The sequence below is a fragment of the Sphingobium sp. MI1205 genome, from assembly GCF_001563285.1.
Lineage (GTDB): Bacteria > Pseudomonadota > Alphaproteobacteria > Sphingomonadales > Sphingomonadaceae > Sphingobium.
In genome coordinates, this window is the sequence record NZ_CP005191.1 from 189,806 (window position 1) to 212,581 (window position 22,776).

The 22,776-nt window shown below is 61.8% G+C and carries 25 protein-coding genes and 2 pseudogenes; 9 read left to right on the forward strand and 18 right to left on the reverse strand.

Annotated elements, in window-relative coordinates; genetic code table 11:
• Positions 1–109: 109 nt before the first annotated feature.
• A complete protein-coding gene (locus tag K663_RS21730) occupies positions 110–3,067 on the reverse strand; it encodes a Tn3 family transposase (protein ID WP_031286075.1) in 2,958 nt (985 codons plus the stop codon).
• A 138-nt stretch (positions 3,068–3,205) separates the two neighbouring features.
• Here K663_RS21730 and K663_RS21735 point away from each other — a divergent pair, with 138 nt between their 5' ends.
• The gene (locus K663_RS21735) at positions 3,206–3,757 is read left to right on the forward strand and encodes a recombinase family protein (RefSeq protein WP_020817918.1); all 552 of its coding nucleotides are present in this window, start codon (positions 3,206–3,208) and stop codon (positions 3,755–3,757) included.
• Positions 3,754–4,542, forward strand: a complete 789-nt coding sequence (locus tag K663_RS21740) for an SDR family NAD(P)-dependent oxidoreductase (RefSeq protein ID WP_020817919.1) — start codon at positions 3,754–3,756, stop codon at positions 4,540–4,542. The genes K663_RS21735 and K663_RS21740 overlap by 4 nt, the downstream gene beginning before the upstream one ends.
• 169 nt (positions 4,543–4,711) lie before the next feature.
• On the opposite strand, the gene K663_RS21745 is transcribed toward K663_RS21740, so the two are convergent.
• Positions 4,712–5,521 (reverse strand): hypothetical protein, encoded by an 810-nt coding sequence (locus K663_RS21745; RefSeq protein ID WP_020820238.1) that lies wholly within the window; start codon positions 5,519–5,521, stop codon positions 4,712–4,714.
• The gene (locus K663_RS21750) at positions 5,518–5,766 is read right to left on the reverse strand and encodes a hypothetical protein (protein WP_020820237.1); all 249 of its coding nucleotides are present in this window, start codon (positions 5,764–5,766) and stop codon (positions 5,518–5,520) included. Before K663_RS21750 ends, K663_RS21745 begins: the two co-directional genes overlap by 4 nt.
• Positions 5,767–6,096: 330 nt before the next feature.
• Here K663_RS21750 and K663_RS23620 point away from each other — a divergent pair.
• A pseudogene (locus K663_RS23620) lies at positions 6,097–6,854 on the forward strand (IS5 family transposase).
• A gap of 94 nt (positions 6,855–6,948) precedes the next feature.
• Here K663_RS23620 and K663_RS21765 read toward each other — a convergent pair.
• The 11 genes from K663_RS21765 to K663_RS21815 form a co-directional block, all read right to left on the reverse strand.
• The gene (locus K663_RS21765; RefSeq protein ID WP_223811159.1) at positions 6,949–8,400 is read right to left on the reverse strand and encodes a DUF4942 domain-containing protein; all 1,452 of its coding nucleotides are present in this window, start codon (positions 8,398–8,400) and stop codon (positions 6,949–6,951) included.
• 2 nt (positions 8,401–8,402) lie between these two features.
• Complete coding sequence (locus K663_RS21770) at positions 8,403–8,663, reverse strand: hypothetical protein (protein WP_020820235.1); 261 nt, start codon at positions 8,661–8,663, stop codon at positions 8,403–8,405.
• Between the two features lie 341 nt (positions 8,664–9,004).
• Positions 9,005–9,241, reverse strand: a complete 237-nt coding sequence (locus K663_RS21775) for a hypothetical protein (protein WP_020820234.1) — start codon at positions 9,239–9,241, stop codon at positions 9,005–9,007.
• Between the two features lie 469 nt (positions 9,242–9,710).
• Positions 9,711–10,250 (reverse strand): hypothetical protein, encoded by a 540-nt coding sequence (locus tag K663_RS21780; protein WP_020820233.1) that lies wholly within the window; start codon positions 10,248–10,250, stop codon positions 9,711–9,713.
• The gene (locus tag K663_RS21785; RefSeq protein ID WP_020820232.1) at positions 10,247–10,456 is read right to left on the reverse strand and encodes a hypothetical protein; all 210 of its coding nucleotides are present in this window, start codon (positions 10,454–10,456) and stop codon (positions 10,247–10,249) included. The genes K663_RS21780 and K663_RS21785 overlap by 4 nt, the downstream gene beginning before the upstream one ends.
• A 12-nt stretch (positions 10,457–10,468) precedes the next feature.
• Complete coding sequence (locus K663_RS21790; RefSeq protein ID WP_020820231.1) at positions 10,469–10,735, reverse strand: hypothetical protein; 267 nt, start codon at positions 10,733–10,735, stop codon at positions 10,469–10,471.
• Positions 10,732–11,019, reverse strand: coding sequence for a hypothetical protein (locus tag K663_RS21795; RefSeq protein ID WP_020820230.1), 288 nt, complete (start codon positions 11,017–11,019; stop codon positions 10,732–10,734). The genes K663_RS21790 and K663_RS21795 overlap by 4 nt, the downstream gene beginning before the upstream one ends.
• Positions 11,020–11,030: 11 nt before the next feature.
• Positions 11,031–11,420 (reverse strand): DUF3768 domain-containing protein, encoded by a 390-nt coding sequence (locus K663_RS21800; RefSeq protein WP_020820229.1) that lies wholly within the window; start codon positions 11,418–11,420, stop codon positions 11,031–11,033.
• Positions 11,421–11,747: 327 nt separating this feature from the next.
• Complete coding sequence (locus K663_RS21805; RefSeq protein ID WP_025160929.1) at positions 11,748–13,028, reverse strand: Fic/DOC family protein; 1,281 nt, start codon at positions 13,026–13,028, stop codon at positions 11,748–11,750.
• 3 nt (positions 13,029–13,031) lie between these two features.
• Positions 13,032–13,292 carry a hypothetical protein gene (locus K663_RS21810; RefSeq protein WP_020820227.1) on the reverse strand — a complete coding sequence of 87 codons (261 nt, stop codon included), beginning with the start codon at positions 13,290–13,292 and terminating at the stop codon, positions 13,032–13,034.
• A 150-nt stretch (positions 13,293–13,442) separates the two neighbouring features.
• The gene (locus K663_RS21815; protein WP_025160928.1) at positions 13,443–13,910 is read right to left on the reverse strand and encodes a zincin-like metallopeptidase domain-containing protein; all 468 of its coding nucleotides are present in this window, start codon (positions 13,908–13,910) and stop codon (positions 13,443–13,445) included.
• Here K663_RS21815 and K663_RS21825 point away from each other — a divergent pair.
• Positions 13,900–15,071, forward strand: a protein-coding gene (locus K663_RS21825; RefSeq protein ID WP_139385176.1) for an IS3 family transposase whose coding sequence is annotated in 2 segments (ribosomal slippage) — positions 13,900–14,164 and positions 14,164–15,071 — 1,173 coding nt in all. Because the reading frame shifts where the segments join, the coding sequence is not laid out codon by codon here. The two genes, K663_RS21815 and K663_RS21825, sit on opposite strands and share 11 nt — an antisense overlap.
• 73 nt (positions 15,072–15,144) lie before the next feature.
• Here the strand turns inward: K663_RS21825 and tnpB are convergent.
• A complete protein-coding gene (gene tnpB / locus K663_RS21830; protein WP_020820224.1) occupies positions 15,145–15,516 on the reverse strand; it encodes an IS66 family insertion sequence element accessory protein TnpB in 372 nt (123 codons plus the stop codon).
• On the reverse strand, positions 15,513–15,926 hold the full coding sequence (gene tnpA / locus K663_RS21835) for an IS66-like element accessory protein TnpA (RefSeq protein ID WP_020820223.1): 414 nt from the start codon (positions 15,924–15,926) through the stop codon (positions 15,513–15,515). Before tnpA ends, tnpB begins: the two co-directional genes overlap by 4 nt.
• 79 nt (positions 15,927–16,005) lie before the next feature.
• Between tnpA and K663_RS23625 the strand changes: the two genes are divergently transcribed.
• The 3 genes from K663_RS23625 (at position 16,006) to K663_RS21850 (ending at position 18,764) form a co-directional block, all read left to right on the forward strand.
• The gene (locus K663_RS23625; protein WP_020820222.1) at positions 16,006–16,497 is read left to right on the forward strand and encodes an IS66 family transposase; all 492 of its coding nucleotides are present in this window, start codon (positions 16,006–16,008) and stop codon (positions 16,495–16,497) included.
• A gap of 60 nt (positions 16,498–16,557) precedes the next feature.
• The gene (tnpC, locus tag K663_RS21845; protein WP_235589631.1) at positions 16,558–18,000 is read left to right on the forward strand and encodes an IS66 family transposase; all 1,443 of its coding nucleotides are present in this window, start codon (positions 16,558–16,560) and stop codon (positions 17,998–18,000) included.
• 125 nt (positions 18,001–18,125) lie between these two features.
• Positions 18,126–18,764 (forward strand): IS66 family transposase, encoded by a 639-nt coding sequence (locus K663_RS21850; RefSeq protein ID WP_335339123.1) that lies wholly within the window; start codon positions 18,126–18,128, stop codon positions 18,762–18,764.
• Positions 18,765–18,901: 137 nt separating this feature from the next.
• Here the strand turns inward: K663_RS21850 and K663_RS21855 are convergent, their stop codons facing one another.
• On the reverse strand, positions 18,902–19,666 hold the full coding sequence (locus tag K663_RS21855) for an IS6-like element IS6100 family transposase (protein WP_001389365.1): 765 nt from the start codon (positions 19,664–19,666) through the stop codon (positions 18,902–18,904).
• Positions 19,667–19,741: 75 nt separating this feature from the next.
• Between K663_RS21855 and K663_RS21860 the strand changes: the two genes are divergently transcribed.
• A complete protein-coding gene (locus K663_RS21860) occupies positions 19,742–20,641 on the forward strand; it encodes a TonB-dependent receptor (protein WP_235589625.1) in 900 nt (299 codons plus the stop codon).
• A gap of 94 nt (positions 20,642–20,735) precedes the next feature.
• Here K663_RS21860 and K663_RS21865 read toward each other — a convergent pair whose 3' ends face one another.
• Positions 20,736–21,614 (reverse strand): LysR family transcriptional regulator, encoded by an 879-nt coding sequence (locus tag K663_RS21865; protein WP_233431924.1) that lies wholly within the window; start codon positions 21,612–21,614, stop codon positions 20,736–20,738.
• Positions 21,615–21,778: 164 nt separating this feature from the next.
• Here K663_RS21865 and linE point away from each other — a divergent pair.
• Positions 21,779–22,743: pseudogene (linE, locus tag K663_RS21870) on the forward strand (chlorohydroquinone/hydroquinone 1,2-dioxygenase).
• Positions 22,744–22,776: the final 33 nt, after the last annotated feature.

A 22,776-nucleotide genomic window follows, 5' to 3' on the forward strand; every position in this document is an offset into this window, starting at 1 on the left:
CATTGCGCCGTAGGCGTATCGCGGTTGCCGCATCCGCTGCGAAATGCAGCTTGGGGTCACTACACGAAAGTGACGTATCTGCACGCTAAGGGAGAACGGAGGGCGAACATCACGCGGCGAGCAGGGAACTGACGGCGCGCAGGGGGCGCAGGGCATCCGGATCAGGCCGATCTTCGACATTCCAGCTATAGTCGCCGGTCAGCGAGATATGCTCCCAGCCCAATGGCGCGATGTGGCGTGCAATCTCGTCGGGCGTTGCGATGTCAGCCAACGCCATTTCGAGATAGCGGGTGTTCCACAGGATGATGGCGGCGACGAGCAGGTTGAGGCCGGATGCGCGATAGGTCTGGTTCTCGAACCGCCGATCGCGCAGTTCGCCGAGCTGGTTGAAGAAGAGCGCGCGAGCGAGCGCGTTGCGGGCTTCACCCTTGTTGAGGCCCGCCTGGGTGCGCCGGCGCAGATCGATGTCGCGCAGCCAGTCGAGCATGAAGATCGAGCGTTCGAGGCGGCCAAGCTCGCGCAGCGCGAGGGCCAGTCCATTCTGTCGCGGATAGGCGGACAGGCGGCGCAGCATCGCCGAAGCGGTGACGGTGCCGGTACGGATCGATGTGGCGAACCGCAGCAGTTCGTCCCAATGCGCGGCGACATGACCCAATGCGATCGGCTCGGCCGTCATGCCGCCGAGCAAGGGGCCAGATTCCTGGCCAGGCAGGAGGTGCAAGCGACGCTCCTTGATGTCGCGCAGGCGCGGGGCGAAGCGGTAGCCGAAGAAGGGCATGAGGCCGAACACATGGTCCGATGCTCCACCCGTATCGGTGTAGTGCTCCTCGATCGTCAGGCCCGTCTGGTGATACAGCAAGCCATCCAGCACATAGGGCGCTTCGCCGGCAGTCGCCGCAATCACCCGGCTCGCAAAGGGATCATATCGATCCGAGACATGGGTGTAGAAGGCGACGCCCGGTTCGTTGCCGCTGCGCGCGTTGATGTCGCCGATCGCGGCCCCACGACCCCCGGCATGAAATTGTTGTCCGTCGCTCGACGAGGTGGTGCCGTCTCCCCACAGCGCGGCGAGCGGCATGGTGCGATGGGCGTCGATCAGTCTTCCCAGCGCTTCACCATAGGCGGCCTCGCTGATGTGCCAGTCGTGAAGATGGGCGAGCTGGCGCAAACTTGCGCCCCGACAGGTTTCCGCCATGCGCGTGAGGCCGAGATTGATGCCATCGGCAAGGATGACGGTGAGCAAAGCATTGCGATCGTCGACCTGCCGGCCCGAACGCCGATGGATGAAACATTCGCTGAACCCGGTCCAGGCATCGACCTCAAGCAGGAGATCGGTGATCTTCACGCGCGGCAGCCGATCATAGGCGGCGCGACGGGCCATCTCGGTGGCGGGCGGCGTTGCCGCCTTCAGCGGCGAGATGATGAGGCCGTTTTCGTCAAGTCTGACCTGGGGCAGTTCGCCCTGTCGCGCGAGGACCGTTACCTGTTCGATCGCCGTATCGAGCCTGGTGCGCCTTTCCTCGATATGGCGCTCAAAGTCCGTTTCGATGGCGAGCGGCAGCGGCCCCTTCTCGCGAAGCGCCGCGTAGGTGGCCGGTGGTATGAGGTAGCTGTCGAAATCACGAAACTGGCGGCTTCCCGCGACCCATATGTCTCCCGCTCGCAGCCGCTCGCGTAGCTGGGACAAGGCGCATAGTTCATATGCGGCACGGTCGATGATGCCATCCCGCAGGACGAACGGCCGCCATGCTGATGGTACAAAGCGCAGCGGCACGCGATCAGGCAAGCGCCGTTTGCCGGTCCGGTATAGCTCCGCGATAATGGCCAGCGCCGACAGGAGTCCCTGCACCGCGCCGGCGCCGCGAAATTCAAAGGTGTTGAGAAGGGGGCCGGCAAAGAGCTTTACCGTGCGATGCCGATCAATCAATTCAGCGGTGCGATCGACGGTTTCCGGTCGCCCGAGCACTTCGGCTTGCTCGACCGCCATGGCGAAGCGCTGCCAGTCCAGCGCCTCGATCTGCGCCAGCGAGTCCACGCCGTTGGTATGCGCGTCGATGAGGATACGGCAAGACCCTGTGAGCGTCCGGAGATGGCCCTGCAGCTCGCGCACCGTCTTGAGGGCTTTGTCGCGGGTCCGGTTTTCGGCGCGGCGCACCATGCTGCCCAACAGCTTGTCGAACATCGTCAGGGCCGCGTCGGTCAGGCTTTCCTCAAGGCGGATGCCGGTTGCCGCCAGCGTCGCATGTCGGCGCAGGGCATTGAGTTCGCCAAAATGCTGGGGCGTGATGCGGCTGCCCTCGTCCGCCAGCCTGTCAAAAGTCGAAGCCGGGATCATGTCGGCCCGACCGCGATCGAGGCCCAGTGCGCGGACATAGGCGAGCCGTTCGATCAGGCGCAGGATGTTGCGCGCTGCCGGCGACTGTGGCGCATTGCGTAGCCAGGATAGCCATGTGGTGGCCTGCCCCGACCGTCGCGCCAGCAAATCGTCCAGGCCCTGTAGTGTGTCGGGCAGCAGGCCATTTGTGAGCACTTCATAGGTAAGCTGTTCAGCTTGCTGGCGAGCCCGTCGCAGTACCGCTTCGAGAATCGACGAAGAAGGCAGGAGGATCTGCCGACGGCGGAGTTCATCGACGATGACCCCTGCCATCTGGCCGGGATGGATGATGGTCTGCGCGATCGGGATCGAGAAGGCGACAACTTCACGGAAGGCGTCGCGGTCGAAGATCCTGAACCCGTGCGATCGTCGGATTTCAACGAGATACTCGCGACGGGTCTGGTCCCGATGAGCATAGGCCGCAAAGGCTTCGGGCGCGACACCAAGTTGGCGGGCCACATAAGCGAGCACGGGTGCGGGCGGGACTTCGCCCGCTTCCAGCGCACGGCCAGGCCATCTCATGGTGAGCAGGAGCATCGCGAAACCGAGCCGGGTGGCATCGCCGCGACGGCGGCCGACAAATTCCAGATCGTCGCTGGTCAGCGTATAGTGACGTGCAATCTCGCGCTCATCGAGCGGCGCGTCATAATGCCCCGCCCAGATTTCCGGGCTCACCAGTCGCCGCCTCGCCAACATCATCTCCTTCTCTGTGCCTGTCCGTCAGACGGTCCTCTGGCGGCCAACAGGAATATGTCCGTTAACTCTGGACCTGTAACGGCGATTCGGACAAGATCGCATAATGACGGGAAAACGGACAGGATCGGGCATCATGTGGCGCTGATCGGCTATGCGCGCGTCTCGACCGCAGACCAGAAGCTGTCGCTCCAGCTTGACGCGCTGAACACTGCCGGGTGCGACCGTATATTCGACGATCACGCATCCGGGGCAAAAGCCGATCGGCCTGGCCTAACCGAAGCGCTCGCCTATTTGCGCCCCGGCGACACGCTGGTGGTCTGGAAACTCGACCGCCTCGGCCGCTCGATGAGCCACCTGATCGAGAAGGTCGGCGAGCTTGCGGCGCGCGGCATCGGGTTCCGCTCACTCACCGAGAATATCGACACCACCACTTCGGGCGGCATGCTGGTGTTCAACATCTTCGGCTCGCTGGCCCAATTCGAGCGCGATCTGATCCGGGAACGCACCCATGCTGGCCTGCGAGCCGCGCGCGAGCGCGGTAGTCAGGGCGGCCGCCGCCCTGTCGTCACTCCCGACAAGCTGCGCAAGGCGCGGACGTACATCGCAGCGGGCCTAACTGTTCGTGAGGCGGCGGCTCGGCTCAAGATCGGGAAAACCGCCCTGTACAAGGCTCTGGAAAGCGCATGAAACCGCTGCCGATCCAGAACTCGTGGGTGCTGGTTACAGGGGCCTCAACCGGTTTGGGCAGGGCGTCAGCCCTCCGTTTGGCGGCATCGTACCAGGCCAAGCCCCTGATTGTTGGGCGAAGGCTCGACAACTTGCGGGAGCTACAATCTGAAATTGACGAGCGGTTTAATGTCCCGTGCGAGATCATAGTGGCCGATCAACGTGAAATTGAGGGCAGGGAGAAGATCGCGGCCAAGGTTATAGAATTGAAAGTCAATGCGGCTTTCTTGGCTGCCGGGCTGACGAGCGCCGGTCCGTTTGATGCTAGCCGTGCCGACGCCTATGCCGAGGTGATTGGAACAAACGTAGCCGGCTTCACGGATTTGCTGGCCCGCCTGATTGCGATCTTCCGGCAGCAGCCGTTTGAATCCTCAATAATCGCAGTGTCGAGCCTGGCGGGCGAAACATCCGTACCCTTCCAAGCGGTCTACGGCGCGTCGAAAGCCTATGTGAGTACCCTCATGCGGGCACTTTCCGTCGAGCTTGCCGGGACGGGTGTGAGCGTTGGGTCTTTTGCACCCGGTGGCATTGACACCGATATGGCTGCCCTCAGCGATTTGAAGTGGGGGAAGTTTGGCTTGATGGACGTTGATCGCTGCGCGACCCTTGCCGTCGATGCTCTGGTTCATCGGCGATCCTTCGCCATACCGGGGATGGGCAACCGGCTCACATACTTGGCCAGCAGGGCTCTACCTCGATCGTTGATGAGCCGGCTTGCGGCCCTCCCATATCGGCGCCCGCAATGATCGACACATGCTCAAAGGATAGGTTGAACACGCCGTTGAGTACCTACAGGTAGCTTCCGCTGGCATTGTACCGGATTTGTTCGCCCTTAGCGTGCAGATACGTTACTTTCGTGTAGTCACCCCATATAGCGCGCTTCGCGGATGCAATGACGAGCCATGCTCGATCCCCTCAAAAGGCGAACGCGGTCTGGCCGCTCGCCTCGGTGAAGCTGGCGCTATCGCCTGCGGCGTAACGATCGCGGCCCAGCGGCGTCCATTGCAGATGGCCGGAACGATCGTGCGCAAACCATCCATCCTCAATGCCGTGGATGAAGGCCCACGCCTGATCCTCTGCATTCATGCGGCCCGTATTGATGGGCCAATGCTCGCTGCCGCTATCCTGCTTGCACATGCTCGGCGCGGAAAACGTGCGGATGATAGAGCTGCGGTCTGCCGGTTCGGTCCCGCCCATTTCGCTCATGATCTGGCGCGCCTCGGCGGTGTTGATGTGGCCGCGACCGTTGCTGTCCCCATGGTTGGAATAGCGACAGCCGAAGACAACGGCCTGAAAGATGCAGCTCGGTTCGGTGAACTCCTGTGTGTCGAGCAATTCGCGCCATTTCCCGGCGCTGATTAGATCAACGGCATGATGCCAAAGCCCATTGGTGCGGTTGCTATAGCCGTAGCGGTTCGTCACGCCTTCGCGGGCGATCTCGACGCCTAGCACTCTTTCAACGTGCTGCACGAAAGGATGGGCGGCAAGCAAGGGATGGCGAAGGCCAATCTTGCGCGGTTCGTCCTGCTCGGCCCGGATTACCTCAATCGGGAATTGAAACAGGCGCGAGGGCAGATTCCAAGGGGCAGGAAGCGGAAAGTTGCGGGGCACATCAAGCGCCCCGTTTATGTCCAGCAGGAAGCCACTTGCGGCAAAACCTGCGGCAACGATCTGTTCGCCCAGCTCGTCGGCCTGCTCGGTGCGGATCGCGGCGGCGGCGCTCATGCGCTCAACTCCGCATAGGTGGCGCTGCACTCGTAACGGATAGCATCGCCATCCCACATAGGACCGGAAACGCCTGCGAACTTCGGCGCGCCCTGCAATTCAAAACGCTGGCGCGGGTTGCTGTTATAGTCGGTGCATTGGAAGCCCTCGACGGCGGCTCGGTTCACGATGATTTCAACTGTCCCGCCCTCGATCTCGATCCGGTCAAGTCCCTGCTCGGTCTGGCGGTAGATGCGGATTTTCATGTGTTTTCCCTTCTTAAATGGAGCCGAAGGCGATGAACGGTCATCGACTTCTGCCCGCTGGCGAAGCCGGGGGGGATGAACCGGCATTGAGGGCTGATCGCGGGGGAGGGGGATCACCCGCCCTGCACAAGCGAAGCGCGGAAGGGCGGGGAAACCGCCGCGATCACCAAGGGAGGCCGCTTGCGGCCGAGACGGCCAGGCCCTTGACGGGAAGGGGGGAGGCCGCCCCCCTTCGCCTGGACTAGATCCGCTTGCGATCTAAGGCCTGTGGACATTCAGGATTCCCACGCTGCCTGATTTCTGATTCAGGATTCCCAAGGGGAGTTCTGAATGGACGAGCAGCGATTTGTGGTGACGGATGGGATATGGGCGCGCGTTGAACCCCACCTTCCCGGCAAGAAGAGCGATAGCGGTGTGACGGGTAAGGACAATCGCATGTTTTTAGAGGCGGTTCTCTGGCGTGTGCGCACCGGTCTTCCATGGCGGGATCTGCCGCCGGAATTCGGCAATTGGAACAGCGTGTTCCGGCGCTTCCGACGATGGGCGAAGGGTGGTGTTTTCGAACGTCTTTTCAGAGAGATCCGCGGCGAGCCGGATTTTGAATACGCGCTGATCGACGGTACTATCGTTCAGGCTCACCAGAAGGCGAGCGGCGCAAGGGGGGGACTCACGCTCAGGCCATCGGGCGCTCGCGCGGCGGACTGACCACCAAGATCGTGGCGCTGGTCGATGCGCTTGGAAACCTGTTCAACCTTGTTCTCCTGCCGGGTCAGGCTCATGACCTGAAAGGCGTCGCACCGCTGATCGAGGACGTAGCATTCGATGCGCTTCTGGCCGACAAGGCCTTCGATGCTGACTGGCTGCTTGCCGAGTTGGATGTGCGCGGCGCGAGCGCAGTCATTCCGCCCAAAGCGAACCGCAAGATCAAGCGCAATTACGACCGGCATGCCTATAAGTGGCGACACCTGGTCGAGAACTTCTTCGCGAAGATCAAGGAGTTCCGAGCCATCGCTACGCGCTACGAGAAAACTGCCTGCAGTTACACCGCCAACTGGCACCTCGTCGCGACAATCCTCGCCGCGAAGTGAATGTCCACAGGCCTTAGTCGAAAACGGCGCGGCGGCTTTGTCGCCTCGATCTGCCAGCAAGGCAGGCGGTGGCAGCTGCCACCGCCTGCGCCAATCATCCCGGCTTTCGGATCGCCAGCAAAACGGTGTTCACGTTGGTTCCGGCGTGGGCGAAAGAGCCGAGAGGAAGGTCGATCCATTTCCGACCATGGAAATAGATAGCGCTGCACCCCTCGATCATGCGGTGCAGGGCCTTATGGCGCTGATCCTCGCCATATTCGGCGCGGGCGCTCATGATCGCCACCAGCACGCCACCGGGTTTCAGGAAGGCGAGCGCGTGGCGCACATGGTCACAGTCTCGGCCGCGATCGAACGGCGGATTCATTATCACCGCGTCAAACGGTGTGAAGTGCTGCGGGTCCAGGGCGAGAAAGTCCCCCTCGATCGCATCCGCAAAACCATGCACGACGCGCAATTCGTGAGCGAAGCCGGGTTGCAGCTCGACGCACGTAACATCGGCGCCGGCATCGCGCGCGGCAGTCGCGAGCGCGGCCTTGCCTGCGCTTGGTTCTAGAACGCGCTGGCCTTGGCCGATCCTCGCATGTTCGATCACTTGCGCCGCGATCTCTGGCGAGGTCATGAACGCGCCGAAATTCTTGGCAGGCGTGACGTGATAGGCGGGGGCGGTTTCGGCCTCGGTCGTATCGTAGCTGTCGCCAATGGCTTCGCCGTAATACTCCGCGAGCAAGAGATTGACGCTCTGCAACATATCGTCGCGCTCGAACCAAATGTGCAGATTGCCATTCTTGAAGATTCGGACGCGGAAATAATCGCCCTGCAGAACGGTCGGCAGTGACGCGCGGTCACGCGCGGCCTGGCCGACAAGACTAGCGATGCTTGCCGCCTCGGCGACGGGGGGCTTGCCGTCCAGTTCGAGAAAAACGCGCTCCACGTCGCGCAGCGTGTCGCGGCGCTCGTAGCGCTCCCATGATCCCCATGTGTTTATCGCGCCTTCGATGATGAGCCGCGCGCCGATCTTGAAACCGTTGTGCGAACGAAAGCGGCGGTCCAGCTTGGCGAAGACATTGGCGATCCCGCGCAAATAGAGGTCGCGGCGATTTGTCCAGATATGGCCGAAAGTGGCGGTGCAATTGTCGGGCGTGAACGGAACGGGGGCATCGCGTAGCCCGTCATGAAATTCCTTTCGGGCCTGCTGGTCTAGCAGCTGGTCAAAGCCCAGCTGCTCCATGAGAGCGGTCCAGCATCGCCGGTCCATCGTTTCGGTTAGGACGCGCGCGAAATTGTCGCGTGCCTCGATAGTCTCGCGCGATCCCGTCTCCTTGTCGCGCCGCTCGATAGGCTGCGACTGGATGAAAGCGCGCGTCAATGTGTCCTCGGTCCAGTCCCGTCCACATGAGAGCGAAAGCGCGCCGCCAACGGTAAGCCGCGCCGCCTCATCGCGGGTCGAATGGTAGGTGTCATACAGGTTCAGCCAAAGGGTTATGGCCTTGTCCCGGCCCTCGCAAATGTCGGCGATCTGCGCGGGCGTCATAAGCTCTTGCCCCATGCTCACGCCTCCCCGGCAATGAGAGCGCCAAAGCCGAAGCCCTCGGCGGCGTCCTCGATGGTGGTCACGAGGCCGTCAAAATCTTCCTCCGGCCCTAGCAGCTCGGCAATCTCGATGACGGCGGGAAGGTCAGCGCCATGGTTCTCGGCAAGGTCTTTGATGTAGCCGAAGCGATCAAAGTTGCCCTCTTCCTCATAGCGCGCGAGCGAAATGGTGCGGGCGGCGTTGATCCGAAGGATCGTTGCCAGCGGAATGTCGGTCATGTGCTGTTCCCTGCCTAGAATGGAGCCGAAGGCGATGACGGGTCATCGACTTCTGCCCAGCGGCGAGCGGGGTCGGGGAATGGCGCAAATGAGGGCCGAGCATGGGGAGGGGGATCACCCGGCCTGCACGGAGCGTAGCGAAGGAAGGGCGGGGAAACCCCCATGGTCGCCAAGCGAGGCCGTTTGCGGCCGAGACGGTCCAGCCCTTGCGCCAGGGGGCCGGAACAGGCCCCTAGATCGAATGAATGACGCGGCGGCTCGTCCGCCTCAATACTGCATGTCGCTTGTGACATGCCAACAAACAGCACCGGAAGAATCCGAGTAATCGGATCCTCCGTCATTTAGTTGCCGGCGCGGTATCGCGTCACGTCCGCATGAGGCTTGCGCCGGCACTGGCTGCACCGGAGCCGCGCGATCAGCTCGTATATACGCGTATCGAAGGAAATGCGCCGGGAGCGGGCAAACTCGCCCAGGGGCACGGCGACATGCCGCCCGCAAGCGCAATGGATGCGCAGATAGCAGCTTTGCCGATACCAGATCGGATCAACGGGCTTGGGGCGGTTGTAGTTCGCGGCCATGCCGCGCTTATGCGCCAAAGAGAACAAGAGCGGAACATTCTCGCGATAGACCGCTTATTGGAACGGCAAGGATTTTGCGCTATATAGGGGATGGCTTCATTGACGGTCAGTCAATGCACCTACCTGAGCCCGCCATGCTGCGAACGTGGCGGGCTCAAACTTTCCGCCCCGCCAAGCGTTAGATAGATGGGCGGAGACCCTGCGAAGGCCCCCGCCCGCTGGGTCAGTCTTTACGCTGCCCCAGCTTTACAATCGCGATCACGAGCGCAACGGCTGCGATCGTCAATTGCATGGCTTCATATGTAGTCAATCAAATGCACCTCCTTTGAGCGGTAGGATTTGCGCCGGAGACTGCGAACCTCCGATGCCACCGCCCAAAGCTATGATACACAAAATCGCCGCGCGTGTGTGGCGACGGGCTTCACAATTTCGTGATGCCGGTGGCAGCTGCCACCGCCAACCCACGCCATCATTCCATGATTGCACCCTCGAAGCGCGCGATCAGCTGCTCGGCAAGGGAGTTGATTTCGGCGGGATCGGAGGTTTCGGTGCAATCGCTCCCCACAACAGCGTCAAACGAACCGCCGTTGAGTTGGACGACGCGGACAAGCCAAACATCGCGGCGAATTTCGCATTGATCGGGTAGCGGCCTTCCCATGATCTCGTGGAATGTCAGGTCAACCCATTGGCGAATGTCCGGATCGGATGCCGCGTCAGCAAAGTCGGCGCGGCCCGCCATGACGCTGTATCGTTCGCCCAGCATGAATTGACGATCGCGCGCGCGTCGATCCTGTTCGATCCGCTTCACGCGATCTTTCTCCGCGCGCTTCGCGGCCTGTTTCATCCGAACATCGTCGGCGCTGCTCGCCAGCGCCGCAATCATGTTGGGGACGCGCGCGGGCATGTAATGCCCCGCGCGCTCGGCCGCCTCGATCACGAATTGCAACTCGCTGATCTCAGTTGGGGACAGGGTAGCGCGAACCGCGCTCGCCGTGTTGCTGACTTTCATGGCTGCGGCTCCGGGTCCGCCTTGGCCTTGTAGGGCGCAAGGCCGATCCATGATCCGGTGCCGCCGCGGAACTGGCGCACAACGTCGCCGCCATCCCAATGGCCGGTGAAGATGCCCCGGCGGTTGATACCGCCAACGGGCCGCGTCCGCGCGGCTAGGAGGCGCGCGCGGCGGGTGTCTCTATCAAGGTGGCGCATGGGCTCCATGGTCGATCCTTCCTATTCGCTGGCGGTGTCGAGGGTGTTGCCGATCTCGTCGGCGTCGAAGTCCTCAAGGGCTGAAATCGCGTTCTCGAGTTCGGATATTGCGGCGTCCATCTTCTCCGCGCCTTCGCCGTCAGCAAGGCTCGGGGGAAGATTGTCGCGGGCGGACTGCTCGTCGTCCTTGACGGTTTCGAGCATTTCGCGCGCCTCATCAAAGAGGGCTTTGCCCTGATCGATCAGGGCGCGCGCTGCGGCGATCTGCTTGCGGCGCTCGCGGTTCATGCTGCCCCCCTCACGTCGCCGCGAACGATCTGGAAACCTGCGCGGTCCAGCTCGTCACAAAGAGCGCGCTTCCTTTCCTCGCGGGAGCCGCTGCTTGCGATGTAGCTGCACCGGCCCTGATGGAAGGCGAAGCCTGCGCGTTTCAGGCATCCGCGAAACCGCTGGTGGGTGCGTTCGCTCCAATCGAAGGTGCCCGCATAGTTGCGGAAGGCGGCGACGGCATAGACGGAACCGTAATTCTCATCACGCCAGTTCAATTCGATCTCCGGACGGGCTTTGCTCATGACTGCCTCCTTCAATATTCGTTGGCGAGAAGGATCGTGAGCACGCGCGTCGTGGCGTCGGGATTCCAAGGTTCGGCGCTGCCAAACTCTAGCTCGCGGTCGTAATAGTCGATCTTCCACATGACGGAGAGGGCGGGCCGCGTGTCGTCGTCGGTCCAGCGGGTATGCCATTGGCCGGTCACGTCGCGATAAAGGAAACCGGCGTCATGCTCGCCCCTCGGGTCATTGTCCGGGGTGAAATCCTCGAAGCTCTCGATCAGCTTGAAAATGTCGGTCTGCGCGCTGGCATCGAGCGCCCCGATTCCCTGCGTAACCACGGTGCGGCAAGTGACGCCCATGGTCCGCCGCGCAAGGTCGTTAAGCGCCGCGATGGTCGCGATCTGCTCGGGGGTAATCTCCATTCTTCCTCACTCCTTCAGGCGAAGCCGCTGCCTGCGGCCTGCGGCTCTGACCCGCTGGCGAAGCGCGGGATGGGGAGGGGGGAGCAAAATCGATGGGAGTGGTGCGGGCGGCGCGGCTAGGGAGGCCCGGCGCGCGTGAGCGTGCCGATCTGGCCGAACTTGGCGCGCAACCCGGTCCTGTCGATTATGCTTCGGGAACGAAAGGGCGGGTGCCCTTGGTGTTCCCCGGTGGCAGCTGCCACCACTGACGGGGCGCGGCCCTGGGCCGCTCGATCCTATGTGGCAGCTGACAAACTATCAGCGCGCGGCCCTCGGCCGCTCGATTGACTAGCGCTCGCGATCCTTCGGCTTGTCGGCCTTCTGCGTAGGGATTTTACCTTCGCGCAACGCGGAGACGACATTGGATTTCGCGCTCTCGGTGATCGCCGCCAGCTGCTCCTTGGACGCGCCCTTTCCAACGGCGTCGGCAACCCGCTTGTCGATGGCGATCTGAAAGGGGGCAAGCCGCGCGTCGTCGCGGTTCTGCTCGGGCGAATTTTTCTGGAACTGCTCGGCAAGGCGCAAGTCCACTTGGCTGACGCCGGGAGGCATGACCTGCATCCGGAGCGCGCGATCGGCGGCTTGAACGTCGCGCGGGCTCATCTTGTCCAGGAAGGATGCAGCGCCGGCACTGATCGCGCGAACCCGTTGAAGGGGGTCCATCCCCTCGGCCCAATTGACCTCGATCTGGTGATAGCGGCGCTGCTCGATAATTTGCACATGGTGGAGCGGTCCTTTCGGATCGCGAAAGAATGCCAGCTCTTGCGCGGAACGCTCGGCGAGCTGGCGCATGTCGCCGGAAGTCGCTGCGAGGCGGTTCAGCTGCTCATACTGCCGCGCGGCCACGGCCTGCGCGGTCGGCAAGTAGCGATTGATCTGCTCCTTGGCCTGCTCGATGCTCATGGCGCGGCGCTCGCCCGCTGGCATAAGAGAATCCATGGCGGGCGGCATGGCGATGCCCGCGGGGCCTCGCGCCGGTTCCCGGCGCGATTGCTCCTGCGGCATCGCGTCCCGAATGACCTTGGCGAGCGAGGCATGATTGCCGGTATGGAAGCTGTCTCGGCTCGCCTCCATCCAATCCATCGGCCCCATTGCCTGAATCGAAACGAACTTCTCTGCCGCGAGGGAGTGAAGCTGCAAATGCAGGCGCATTGTGCGGCCGTTCCCTTCGCGGAACGGGTGAATGGCGTTCAGCTCGGAGATATGGCGCGCCATCGTGTCGGCGAAGCGATCACGGTCCATGGATTTGAGAGTTTGAAGATCCGGCAGCTGGCGGAACTCATGGTCCATGCTGCGCGCGATGAAGTGCGCCCGCGCAAAGGTGCTGCCCGGCTTGCTAATGTCCACGGTGCGGAATCGGCCCGCCCACTCATAGACGTCTTGGAACATATGCTTGTGGATGGCGCCATACTCGCGCGCCGTCATCGCCGGCGCGGCGCGCTGTAACGTCAGCTCACCATGCCGGACGACCGAGAAGAAGGCTTCTCGTTCCGAAAGAGTCTTATCGTCGCGTAAACCCAGCTTGTTCCTAAGAACGGTGCTGTCTCGCCAGGTATATGGATCACCCACCTGTCATGCAGCAATCTTCTGCCGCGACAGAACATCGCGGTTGTATTCCTGCGCTAGATTGATCGCCACATCGACGGGGATTTCAGTTTCTACCAATAACAAACAAAAGGCATGGTCATCGGCAAGCAATTCCAGCCCTTCAATTTTGGCATTTGCGAGTGCTTCGCAATAGACGTCCATGACGACAGGAACGTCTTCCTTGCGCCGAGGCTTGAAGCCCATCGCCTTTATGCGATTCTGATAGGTGTTGATGATATTTTCCATTTTGCACCTGATAACGACCTAGGCTGCAATATAGTTACCATATCGGGATATGTATATAAACCACTTGGGCAGACCGCAAAAATCCTAGTTCAAAATTGGGACGCCGCGATAACGCGGCGTCCGCCCGTTTTTTTGGCGCGGGGGACCGTTTCAGCCCCCTTGATCCAGCATCATCGCCAAGAGGTAATCGGCGGCATTCTGCGCTTCGCGCGCGGCCTCGAAAATGGCTCGCTTATCGTTGCGGAGCGCGGTCAACCAGTGTTCAAGGTAAGCTGCATGGTCTTCCCGTTCCTCGACCTTGAAACCGACGATGGCGCCGATGAAACAGGCTCCCAGCTCCGCCACTAACTCGTCCCTCGCATAGTCCGCGCGGCTTGTTGAAATCAGCGTCTTGCGGTTCAGACGGCTTTCATGGCCTGCAAGATGCACTGCCTCATGAGCGAGCGTGGCATAATAATCATCGGCGGAATGAAACACCTTGAAGGGCGGCATCTGAATGTAGTCGTCGCGGGTGTGATAGAAGGCTTGCGATCCGCCAACGCGATGATCTGCCCCCCGCTGAGTGGCCCAGAGACTATGATAGTCTGGACCACGAAAGGGACGACGAATGCCGAGCAAGAAGCACAAGCCGGAAGAGATTATCGGCAAGCTGCGTGAAGTTGAGATTGTGCTGGCGCAGGGCGCCTCGACCGCTGAAGCGTGCCGGCGGATCGCGGTCAGCGAACAGACCTATTATCGCTGGCGCAAGGAATATGGCGGCCTGAAGACCGACCAGGCGCGGCGCATGAAGGATCTGGAGAAGGAGAATCTGCGGCTCAGGCGGGCGATCTCTGATCTGACGCTCGACAAGCTGATTTTGCAGGAGGCGGCGCGGGGAAACTTCTGAGCCCCGCGCGGCGACGGCGCTGCATCGAACATGTGCGACGAGAGCTTCCGGTGTCCGAGCGACGGATCTGCCGGGTGTTGGGTCAGCATCGATCGACGCAGCGCAAAGTGCCGCGCGGGGCGGATGACGAACCGGCGCTGACGGAGGATATCATCGCGTTGGCGAAGCAATATGGTCGCTACGGCTATCGTCGGGTGACGGCATTGCTCTGTCATGCGGGATGGACGGTGAACCACAAACGCGTTGAGCGGATATGGCGGCGCGAGGGGCTCAAGGTCCCGCAACGCCAGCCAAAGCGCGGGCGTCTATGGCTCAACGACGGATCGTGCATCCGCCTGCGGCCTGAGTATCCAGGGCATGTATGGGCTTACGACTTCGTCGAGGGGCGCACGCATGATGGCCGCAAGTTCCGCATCCTGACCATCATCGATGAGGCTAGCAGGGAATGCCTGGCGCTCATCGTGGCACGTCAGCTGCGGCATGAGGACGTCCTTGCCGCGCTGGCGGAGCTGTTCGTCACTCGCGGCCCGCCTGCACATATACGGTCGGACAATGGCGCCGAGTTTATCGCCAATGCCGTCCAGCAATGGCTCGGCCAGATCGGCGTGAAGACGCTATACATCGCGCCGGGATCACCATGGGAGAATGGGTATAATGAGAGCTTCAACGGGTCGCTGCGCGACGAACTGCTCAATGGCGAGATCTTCTACAGCCTCGCCGAGGCCAAGGTGCTGATCGAAGCCTGGCGGCGGCATTACAACACCATCCGCCCGCACAGCAGTCTGGGCTACCGACCACCGGCCCCGGAAACGGCATCACCGCCATATCCGGCCTCCGGTTCCGCTTCGCTCCACCTCCGCCCAGATATGGCGGCGGCGAGTTTAATCCACTAACAAACCAGCCGGTCCACTCGGTGGGGGCAGGTCAACGCGTCCAGCGCAGTTGACTCGGCCTGTCGCGACTATCTCACGCATCAGCGAAACTCTCGATTTTAGGCGGATTTACGCGCCTTGGCGCGCGGTGCCGACGCCAGTCCATGCCCGAGGTGAGTGCTGCCATCTGCGCCGCCGTGATCGAAAAACTGCCATCGACCGCCGGCGGCCAGGCGAACCCTTCGGCGGCCTCGGCGCGCTTGGTCATCAGCCAGATGCCGGTGCCGTCGAACCACAGAATCTTCAGCCTGTCCTTCCGCTTGGAACGAAAAATATAGGCGACCCCGCGCCACGGGTCCTGGTCCAGCTCATGTTGTATCTTGGCCACCAGCGTGTCGATGCCGCAGCGAAAGTCGATCGGCTTGGTGTAGATCAGTACCTTGGCGTCGCTGCCCGGCCCGATCATAGCGCCCTCTGCAGCGCTGCGATCACCGCGGCAACCAGCGTCGCGCTCGCGCCATGGGCGATCATCACCGGCACGCCGTGGACCTCCATCGCGACCTGGACCAGAGTATCGGGCATCAGCCGGACGCCGGCTGCCTCCGGCTCGAGCAGCATCGCCGGCACCGACGCCGGCTCGATCACCGCCGGCAGGAACATCGGCCCGTCTTCGCGCGCCTTGGCTTCCGCTGTCTCGCGCAGCTCGCGGCGCCAGCCATATATCTGGGCCGGAAGGACGTCGAAGCACGACGCCACCTCCGCCATGCTGCACGTCGGATCGAGCGACAGCTCGACCACTGCGCGCTTCTCTTCCAGCGTCCAGCGCCGCCGGCGCCCGTTCTCCAGCCCGCCACTGCCGTCGATCTCCTGCTCCACAGACACCCCGCCGAATCAAATGATGCGATATGCGCGGCACACTCAGAGCTCATGGCCACTTCCGCCACGTGGGTCTGGGATGACGGATACGATCTACAAGATCGAGGCAACGCTCAGGGGCAAGTCGCCCGAACGGCGGTTCGAAGGCCGGCAGCTGATGCTGAAGCCGCTGTTCGACGACCTGCGCGACTATCTCTCGAAGAACCTCGGCCGGTTCAGCACCAAGGGCAAGATGGCCGAGGCGATCAACTACACGCTCAACCACTGGCAGCAGCTCACCTATTGCCTGCTCGACGGCCGCGTCGAGCTCGATACCAACACGGTCGAAAGAAGCATCCGCCCGATTGCCCTGTCGCGCCGCAACTCGTTGTTCGCCGGCAGCGATGCCGGAGCCGACAATTGGTCGGTGATCGCGAGTCTTCTCGAAACGTGCAAGCTCTCGGACGTCGATCCACTCGCCTGGCTCACCACCACCCTGCAAAAGCTTGCCGCCGGTCATAGCAACAAGGACCTCGATTCCCTCATGCCCTGGCACTTCCCCAAGATCGCCGGGCGCAACGCCCCCTCCTAAGACGCTTGACCGACACGGTTCCGCCACGTGGGTCTGGGATGACGGATACGCCTCAACGACATTCTCGACCAGTTAAAGCGCCACCGTTTCGGCCAGAGCGCCGAGCGGCTCGATCCCGACCAGTACCAGCTCGTGCTCGAAGAGCTCGAAGCTGCCTTGTCGCGCGCCGAGGCCGGGCTCGAGGCGCTGATCGACCAGGCTGACGCGACCAGCGAGACAAAGCGCCGCCGCCGCAACAACCGTGGAGCGCTGCCCGCCCATCTCGAGCGTATCGAGCAGGTCGTCGACATCGAAGACAAGCAGTGTGCCTGCTGCGGCGGCGATCTTCATGTCATCGGCGAGGACGTCACCGAGCGCCTCGACGTCGTGCCCACCATCTTCCGCGTGTTGGTCACCCGCCGTCCGCGCTATGGCTGCCGCGGCTGCGACGAGGGCGGCGTCACCCAGGCGCCGGCGCCAAGCTTCATCGTCGATCAGGGCCTGCCCACCGACGCGCTCGTCGCCCAGGTCATCGTCGCGCGCTACGCCGATCACCTTCCGCTTTACCGGCAAGCCCAGATCTACGCCCGCCAGGGGATCGATCTCGACCGGGCAACGCTCGCCGACTGGGTCGGGCGCGTCGGATGGTGGCTGACTCCACTGCGCGCGCATCTGCTCGCCGAACTCAGGAGTTCGGTGAAGCTGTTCGCCGACGAGACGCGCATGCCCGTGCTGGCTCCCGGGACCGGCAAGACCAAGACCGGCCAGCTGTGGGCCTATGCCCGCGATGATCGGCCTTGGGGCGGCACTGCGCCACCCGCCGTCGTCTACATGTACGCCACCGGCCGCGGCGGCGAGCATCCGATCGACCATCTCGGCGACTTCGCCGGGGTGCTGCAGGTGGACGGCTATGCCGGCTACAACGAGATCAAGCGTCGCAACGGTGCCACCCTCGCATTCTGCCTGCTTCACGCGCGGCGCAAATTCTACGATTTTCGCGAGAAGGAGCCCGTTGCGGCCGAAGTACTGCGCCGCTTCTCGGCGATCTACAAGATCGAGGCAACGCTCAGGGGCAAGTCGCCCGAACGGCGGTTCGAAGGCCGGCAGCTGATGCTGAAGCCGCTGTTCGACGACCTGCGCGACTATCTCTCGAAGAACCTCGGCCGGTTCAGCACCAAGGGCAAGATGGCCGAGGCGATCAACTACACGCTCAACCACTGGCAGCAGCTCACCTATTGCCTGCTCGACGGCCGCGTCGAGCTCGATACCAACACGGTCGAAAGAAGCATCCGCCCGATTGCCCTGTCGCGCCGCAACTCGTTGTTCGCCGGCAGCGATGCCGGAGCCGACAATTGGTCGGTGATCGCGAGTCTTCTCGAAACGTGCAAGCTCTCGGACGTCGATCCACTCGCCTGGCTCACCACCACCCTGCAAAAGCTTGCCGCCGGTCATAGCAACAAGGACCTCGATTCCCTCATGCCCTGGCACTTCCCCAAGATCGCCGGGCGCAACGCCCCCTCCTAAGACGCTTGACCGACACGGTTCCGCCACGTGGGTCTGGGATGACGGATACCCCACATCCGTCGCGAAGCGCCGTCCAAATCTTCCCGCAGCCGACTTTTTCAACACAATAAGGCCGGCAGCTGATTCTGAAGCCGCTGTTCGACGACCTGCGCGACGATCTCTCGAAGAACCTCGCCCGGTTCAGCGCCAAGGGCAAGATGGCCGAGGCGATCAACTACACGCTCAACCACTGGCCCCGGCTCACCTATTGCCTGCTCGACGGCCGCGTCGAGTTGGATACCAACACGGTCGAAAGAAGCATCCGCCCGATTGCCTTGTCGCGCCGCAATTCGTTATTCGCTGGCAGCGATGCCGGAGCCGACAATTGGTCGGTGATCGCGAGTCTTCTCGAAACGTGCAAGCTCTCGGACGTCGATCCACTCGCCTGGCTCACCACCACCCTGCAAAAGCTTGCCGCCGGTCATAGCAACAAGGACCTCGATTCCCTCATGCCTTGGAACTTCCCCAAAATTCGCAGGGCGCACCGCCCCCTCTTTAGACGCTTGACCGACACGGTTCCGCCACGTGGGTCTGGGATGACGGATACTGTTCAACCTGAAATCCACTTTTTCCGCCGTGCGAATCGTGTCGCCCCAAGAAGCTTAGATCGCACCGAACCGGATCGGATTGTTTCCGCCACCACGCGCGTCCGGTTTGGCGCCGACGGCTCGGCGCTCGCTTCGCACGTTAACCGTTGGAGTGAGCGGTTATCAATCACGCAGTAATCCATAACCGCTCTATTTTTTCCGCAGTGATTTTCGAACTGCCCTGTCATCACGGTTGCGCTGCGTCTTCCTAGAAGCTCAGTGGCTCTGTTGCAAAGATTGGCGGCAGTCAGAGGTAGGCTGTCGCTCTGCGCCGATCAGGCGGCTGCTGCGAAATGGTGGTTGAGCATGCCCATGGCCTCCGTCAGCGCCGAGGGCCCAATGCCAAAAGCTCTCTCCACAAGGCGCACCTCGCCCCTGATGCCGGGCTGCAGGCACCAGGGGCGAGCCTGTCCTTTGCGCAGGGCTCGCATGACTTCGAATCCCTTGATCGTGGCATAGGCCGTGGGGATCGATTTGAAACCGCGCACCGGCTTGATCAGTATCTTGAGCTTTCCGTGATCGGCCTCGATCACGTTATTGAGATACTTCACCTGCCGGTGGGCCGTCTCCCGGTCCAGCTTTCCTTCGCGCTTCAATTCGGTGATCGCTGCACCATAGCTCGGCGCTTTGTCGGTATTGAGCGTGGCAGGCTTTTCCCAGTGCTTCAGGCCTCGCAGGGCCTTGCCCAGGAACCGCTTCGCTGCCTTGGCGCTGCGGGTCGGCGACAGGTAGAAATCGATCGTGTCGCCCCGCTTGTCGACTGCCCGGTACAGGTAGGTCCACTTGCCCCGCACCTTGACGTAGGTTTCATCCAGGCGCCAGCTCGGATCAAAGCCACGCCGCCAGAACCAGCGCAGCCGCTTCTCCATCTCCGGGGCGTAGCACTGGACCCAGCGATAGATCGTCGTATGGTCGACCGAAATGCCGCGTTCCGCCAGCATTTCCTCAAGGTCGCGATAGCTGATCGGATAGCGACAATACCAGCGCACCGCCCACAGGATCACATCACCCTGGAAATGGCGCCACTTGAAATCCGTCATCGTTCCGTCCGTCCAATCTCCGCCAAGCATGCTCAAGCTTCACGATTTTTGCAACAGAGCCAGCGGGACCTCAATATGCTTCTCACCAAACTCGGTACTCCGGCATTTCTGTTCCCGGATCCGACAGACCTGTCGCAATTCTACCCGACAGGGGAGCAGAAGCTCTCGTTCAGCAATGTTTCGCCGCGCGTCGGCATCGAACTCCATCCGACCGAGCGGATAATGCTGTACGGATCATTCTCGAAGGGGTTCAAGTCGGGCGGCTGGACGACCCGCGTCTCCGCTCCGGTCCCGCCGGATCCGACCAAGCCTGCGGACAAGCAGGCGCCGAGCTTCAATCCGGAGAAAGCCGACACGTTCGAGATCGGCTTCAAGTCGCAGCTTTTCGATCGAATGCTGCAAGTCAATGCTGCGGCATTCTACACGGACTACAAGGGCATCCAGATCCAGATCCAGCGCGGCATCGGTGCCTCCTTCGAGAACGCCGGCAACGCCAGAATCAAGGGTTTCGAGGTCGAGACGATCTTCGCGCCGAGCCGCGTCTTCCGCGTGAGCGCGTCGGCGGGATACATTGACGCTTACTATCGGAGGATCAACGATCCGTCGGGCACGATCACGCTGGCGAGCCGGCTGCCGCGTGTCCCGAAGTGGACCGCGACGCTATCTCCCGAGTTCAACGTTTTCCTGGCCAATGAAGGTCGGGTCACACTGCGGGCGGATTATTCCTACAAGTCCACCATGGCGGCGGATGCGGAAAACACGCCCGAGTTGTTCAGTGGGAATGTCAGCCTCGTCAATGCCTCGCTCACGTACAGCGCGCCCGGCGACGACTGGTCTCTCGCAATTGGCGGGAACAATGTTTTCAACAAACGCTACATCGCAAATGGCGTCAATCAGCTCAATGGAACTGGCCTGCTGAGCGCGGTGCCGAACAGGCCGTCTGAATATTATGCGACTTTGAGGTTTAAATTCTGATCGACCCGGACTGATCCCACTCCGGATGCTCCTATCTGTCCGGCCCGGGTTTAACCTAGGCCGGGCTTTCTTTGCTAGGTCGATGGCAGCTTTCTCACATCCGCGCGGACAGCACCTTGTGCAGGAGCTGTCGCAACCAGCGGTGAGGCGGGTCGTCTTGGTTCCTCGCATGCCAATATTGCCTGACCTCAAATGCTTCCATAAGAATTGGCGGCCGCACGGCCCGGAGTCCGTAGACCTCGGCGAGCCGACCAATCACGCGAGCCGGAGCGGTAAGAATAAGGTCCGACTCGAAGCAAGCTGCCAACGCCACGAGAAAGCTGCTCGCGACGATCCTGATCCGATCGGGATGGATCTTGTCGAGGAGAGCGCGTTCGACGGCACGATGGGCATGGGCCATACCCTTGGTGCTGACCACGATATGATCTGCGGCCATGAAGTCATCGGTCTCACCGGACTTGATGAACGGATGACCTTCCTTTCCGAAGCACAGATATTCCTCCTGGTAGAGCCGTTGCGTCTTGATGCCGGCAACAAGGCTCGGATAGGCGCCGACGGCGATATCGACATGCCCGGTCTCGAGCGCGCTCACCATTTCATCGCCGCTCAGCGTGAGTGCGCGGTAGCTGGTGTGTGGTGCCTCGAACCGCGCCGCCGAATGCAACGCCGTCAAAACGACAAGATGGGCGATGTCCGATCCGGCAATGATGAATTCGCGCTTGAGACGGTCAGGTGAGAATGTCTGCCCGCCTTCAGCCAGGTCGCGACGCAGTTCCAGCAGTTGCTGAACAACCCCGGCGATCGCCTCGGCACGTGGTGTCGGCTCCATGCCGTCGCGCGCCCGGACGAGAAGCGGGTCGCCCAATGCTTTGCGCAGGCGCGCCAGCCCATGGCTGGCGGTGGGCTGCGGTAGGTCGAGTTCTCGTGCAGCGGCGCTGACGCTGTGCCGCTTTAACAGCGCATCCAAAAGCACCAAGTGCCGAAAATCCAGGTCATCTATATTCACAATCTGAATTGTATCTATGAAGGTCCGCCAATTGTCAAATACTCCCTGATCCCTCAAACAGGCTGCAGCAGCGATCGTTGTGCAGGTTTGAAGAGACGATCCGCAATCGCAGAAAATAGTGGAGAGCGATCATGATGCAACTGCCCGAACGCGTCGAAGGACTTCATCACATCACCGTCGCGACCGGATCCGCGCAAGGCGACGTGGATCTTCTCGTCAAGACGCTGGGACAGCGGCTCGTCAAGAAGACGATGTTCTACGACGGCGCACGGCCGGTCTATCATCTGTATTTCGGCAATGAGCTTGGCGAACCGGGCACGCTGTACACCACTTTCCCCGTTCGCCAGGCTGGCTACACCGGAAAGCGTGGTGCAGGGCAGATATCGGCGGTTTCCTATAACGCACCCGTCGGTACGCTTTCCTGGTGGCAGGAGCATCTCATAAAGCGCGCTGTGACCGTCTCGGAAGTGCGTGAGCGGTTCGGGCAGAAATATCTGTCGTTCGAGCACCCCGACTGCGGTGTCGGCTTCGAAATCATCGAGCAGGACACGGACGGCCAGTTCGAGCCCTGGGACTCTCCCTATGTGCCCAAGGAGGTCGCGCTGCGGGGCTTTCACAGCTGGACGGCCACCCTAAATCGCAATGAGGAGATGGACTCCTTCATGCGCAATGCCTGGAACCTGAAGCCCCAGGGACGCGACGGCAATTACCAGCGCTACGCTTTCGGCAATGGCGGTGCGGCCAAGGTGCTAGACGTCTATATCGATGAGGACGAAAGGCCCGGCACCTGGGCGCTTGGCGAAGGCCAAGTTCATCAGCCGCGTTTGAAGTCGCCGACCTCGACGTGCAGGCCGCGCTCAAATTTGACGTGGAAGGCCTCGGCTACACCGATTTCTCAGATCGCAAGCACCGCGGCTACTTCGAATCGATCTACGTTCGTACGCCGGGCGGCGTGTTGTTCGAAGCCTCGGTCACGCTTGGTTTCACCCATGACGAGAGCCCCGAGAAGCTCGGCAGCGAGGTCAAGGTCGCGCCGCAGCTCGAAGGTGTAAAGGACGAGCTCCTCCGGACGATGAACGATCCGATCGTCATTTGATCGCAAGGATGACTCCGCAGGCTGGGTGAAGAG

Coding starts and splice junctions, on each gene's coding strand:
- K663_RS21740 (WP_020817919.1), top strand. CDS start 3,754: ATGAAACCGCTGCCGATCCAGAACTCGTGGGTGCTGGTTACAGGGGCC.
- K663_RS21745 (WP_020820238.1), bottom strand. CDS start 5,521: ATGAGCGCCGCCGCCGCGATCCGCACCGAGCAGGCCGACGAGCTGGGC.
- K663_RS21750 (WP_020820237.1), bottom strand. CDS start 5,766: ATGAAAATCCGCATCTACCGCCAGACCGAGCAGGGACTTGACCGGATC.
- K663_RS21765 (WP_223811159.1), bottom strand. CDS start 8,400: ATGGGGCAAGAGCTTATGACGCCCGCGCAGATCGCCGACATTTGCGAG.
- K663_RS21770 (WP_020820235.1), bottom strand. CDS start 8,663: ATGACCGACATTCCGCTGGCAACGATCCTTCGGATCAACGCCGCCCGC.
- K663_RS21775 (WP_020820234.1), bottom strand. CDS start 9,241: ATGGCCGCGAACTACAACCGCCCCAAGCCCGTTGATCCGATCTGGTAT.
- K663_RS21780 (WP_020820233.1), bottom strand. CDS start 10,250: ATGAAAGTCAGCAACACGGCGAGCGCGGTTCGCGCTACCCTGTCCCCA.
- K663_RS21785 (WP_020820232.1), bottom strand. CDS start 10,456: ATGGAGCCCATGCGCCACCTTGATAGAGACACCCGCCGCGCGCGCCTC.
- K663_RS21790 (WP_020820231.1), bottom strand. CDS start 10,735: ATGAACCGCGAGCGCCGCAAGCAGATCGCCGCAGCGCGCGCCCTGATC.
- K663_RS21795 (WP_020820230.1), bottom strand. CDS start 11,019: ATGAGCAAAGCCCGTCCGGAGATCGAATTGAACTGGCGTGATGAGAAT.
- K663_RS21800 (WP_020820229.1), bottom strand. CDS start 11,420: ATGGAGATTACCCCCGAGCAGATCGCGACCATCGCGGCGCTTAACGAC.
- K663_RS21810 (WP_020820227.1), bottom strand. CDS start 13,292: ATGGAAAATATCATCAACACCTATCAGAATCGCATAAAGGCGATGGGC.
- tnpB (WP_020820224.1), bottom strand. CDS start 15,516: ATGATCGGGCCGGGCAGCGACGCCAAGGTACTGATCTACACCAAGCCG.
- K663_RS23625 (WP_020820222.1), top strand. CDS start 16,006: ATGACGGATACGATCTACAAGATCGAGGCAACGCTCAGGGGCAAGTCG.
- K663_RS21855 (WP_001389365.1), bottom strand. CDS start 19,666: ATGACGGATTTCAAGTGGCGCCATTTCCAGGGTGATGTGATCCTGTGG.
- K663_RS21860 (WP_235589625.1), top strand. CDS start 19,742: ATGCTTCTCACCAAACTCGGTACTCCGGCATTTCTGTTCCCGGATCCG.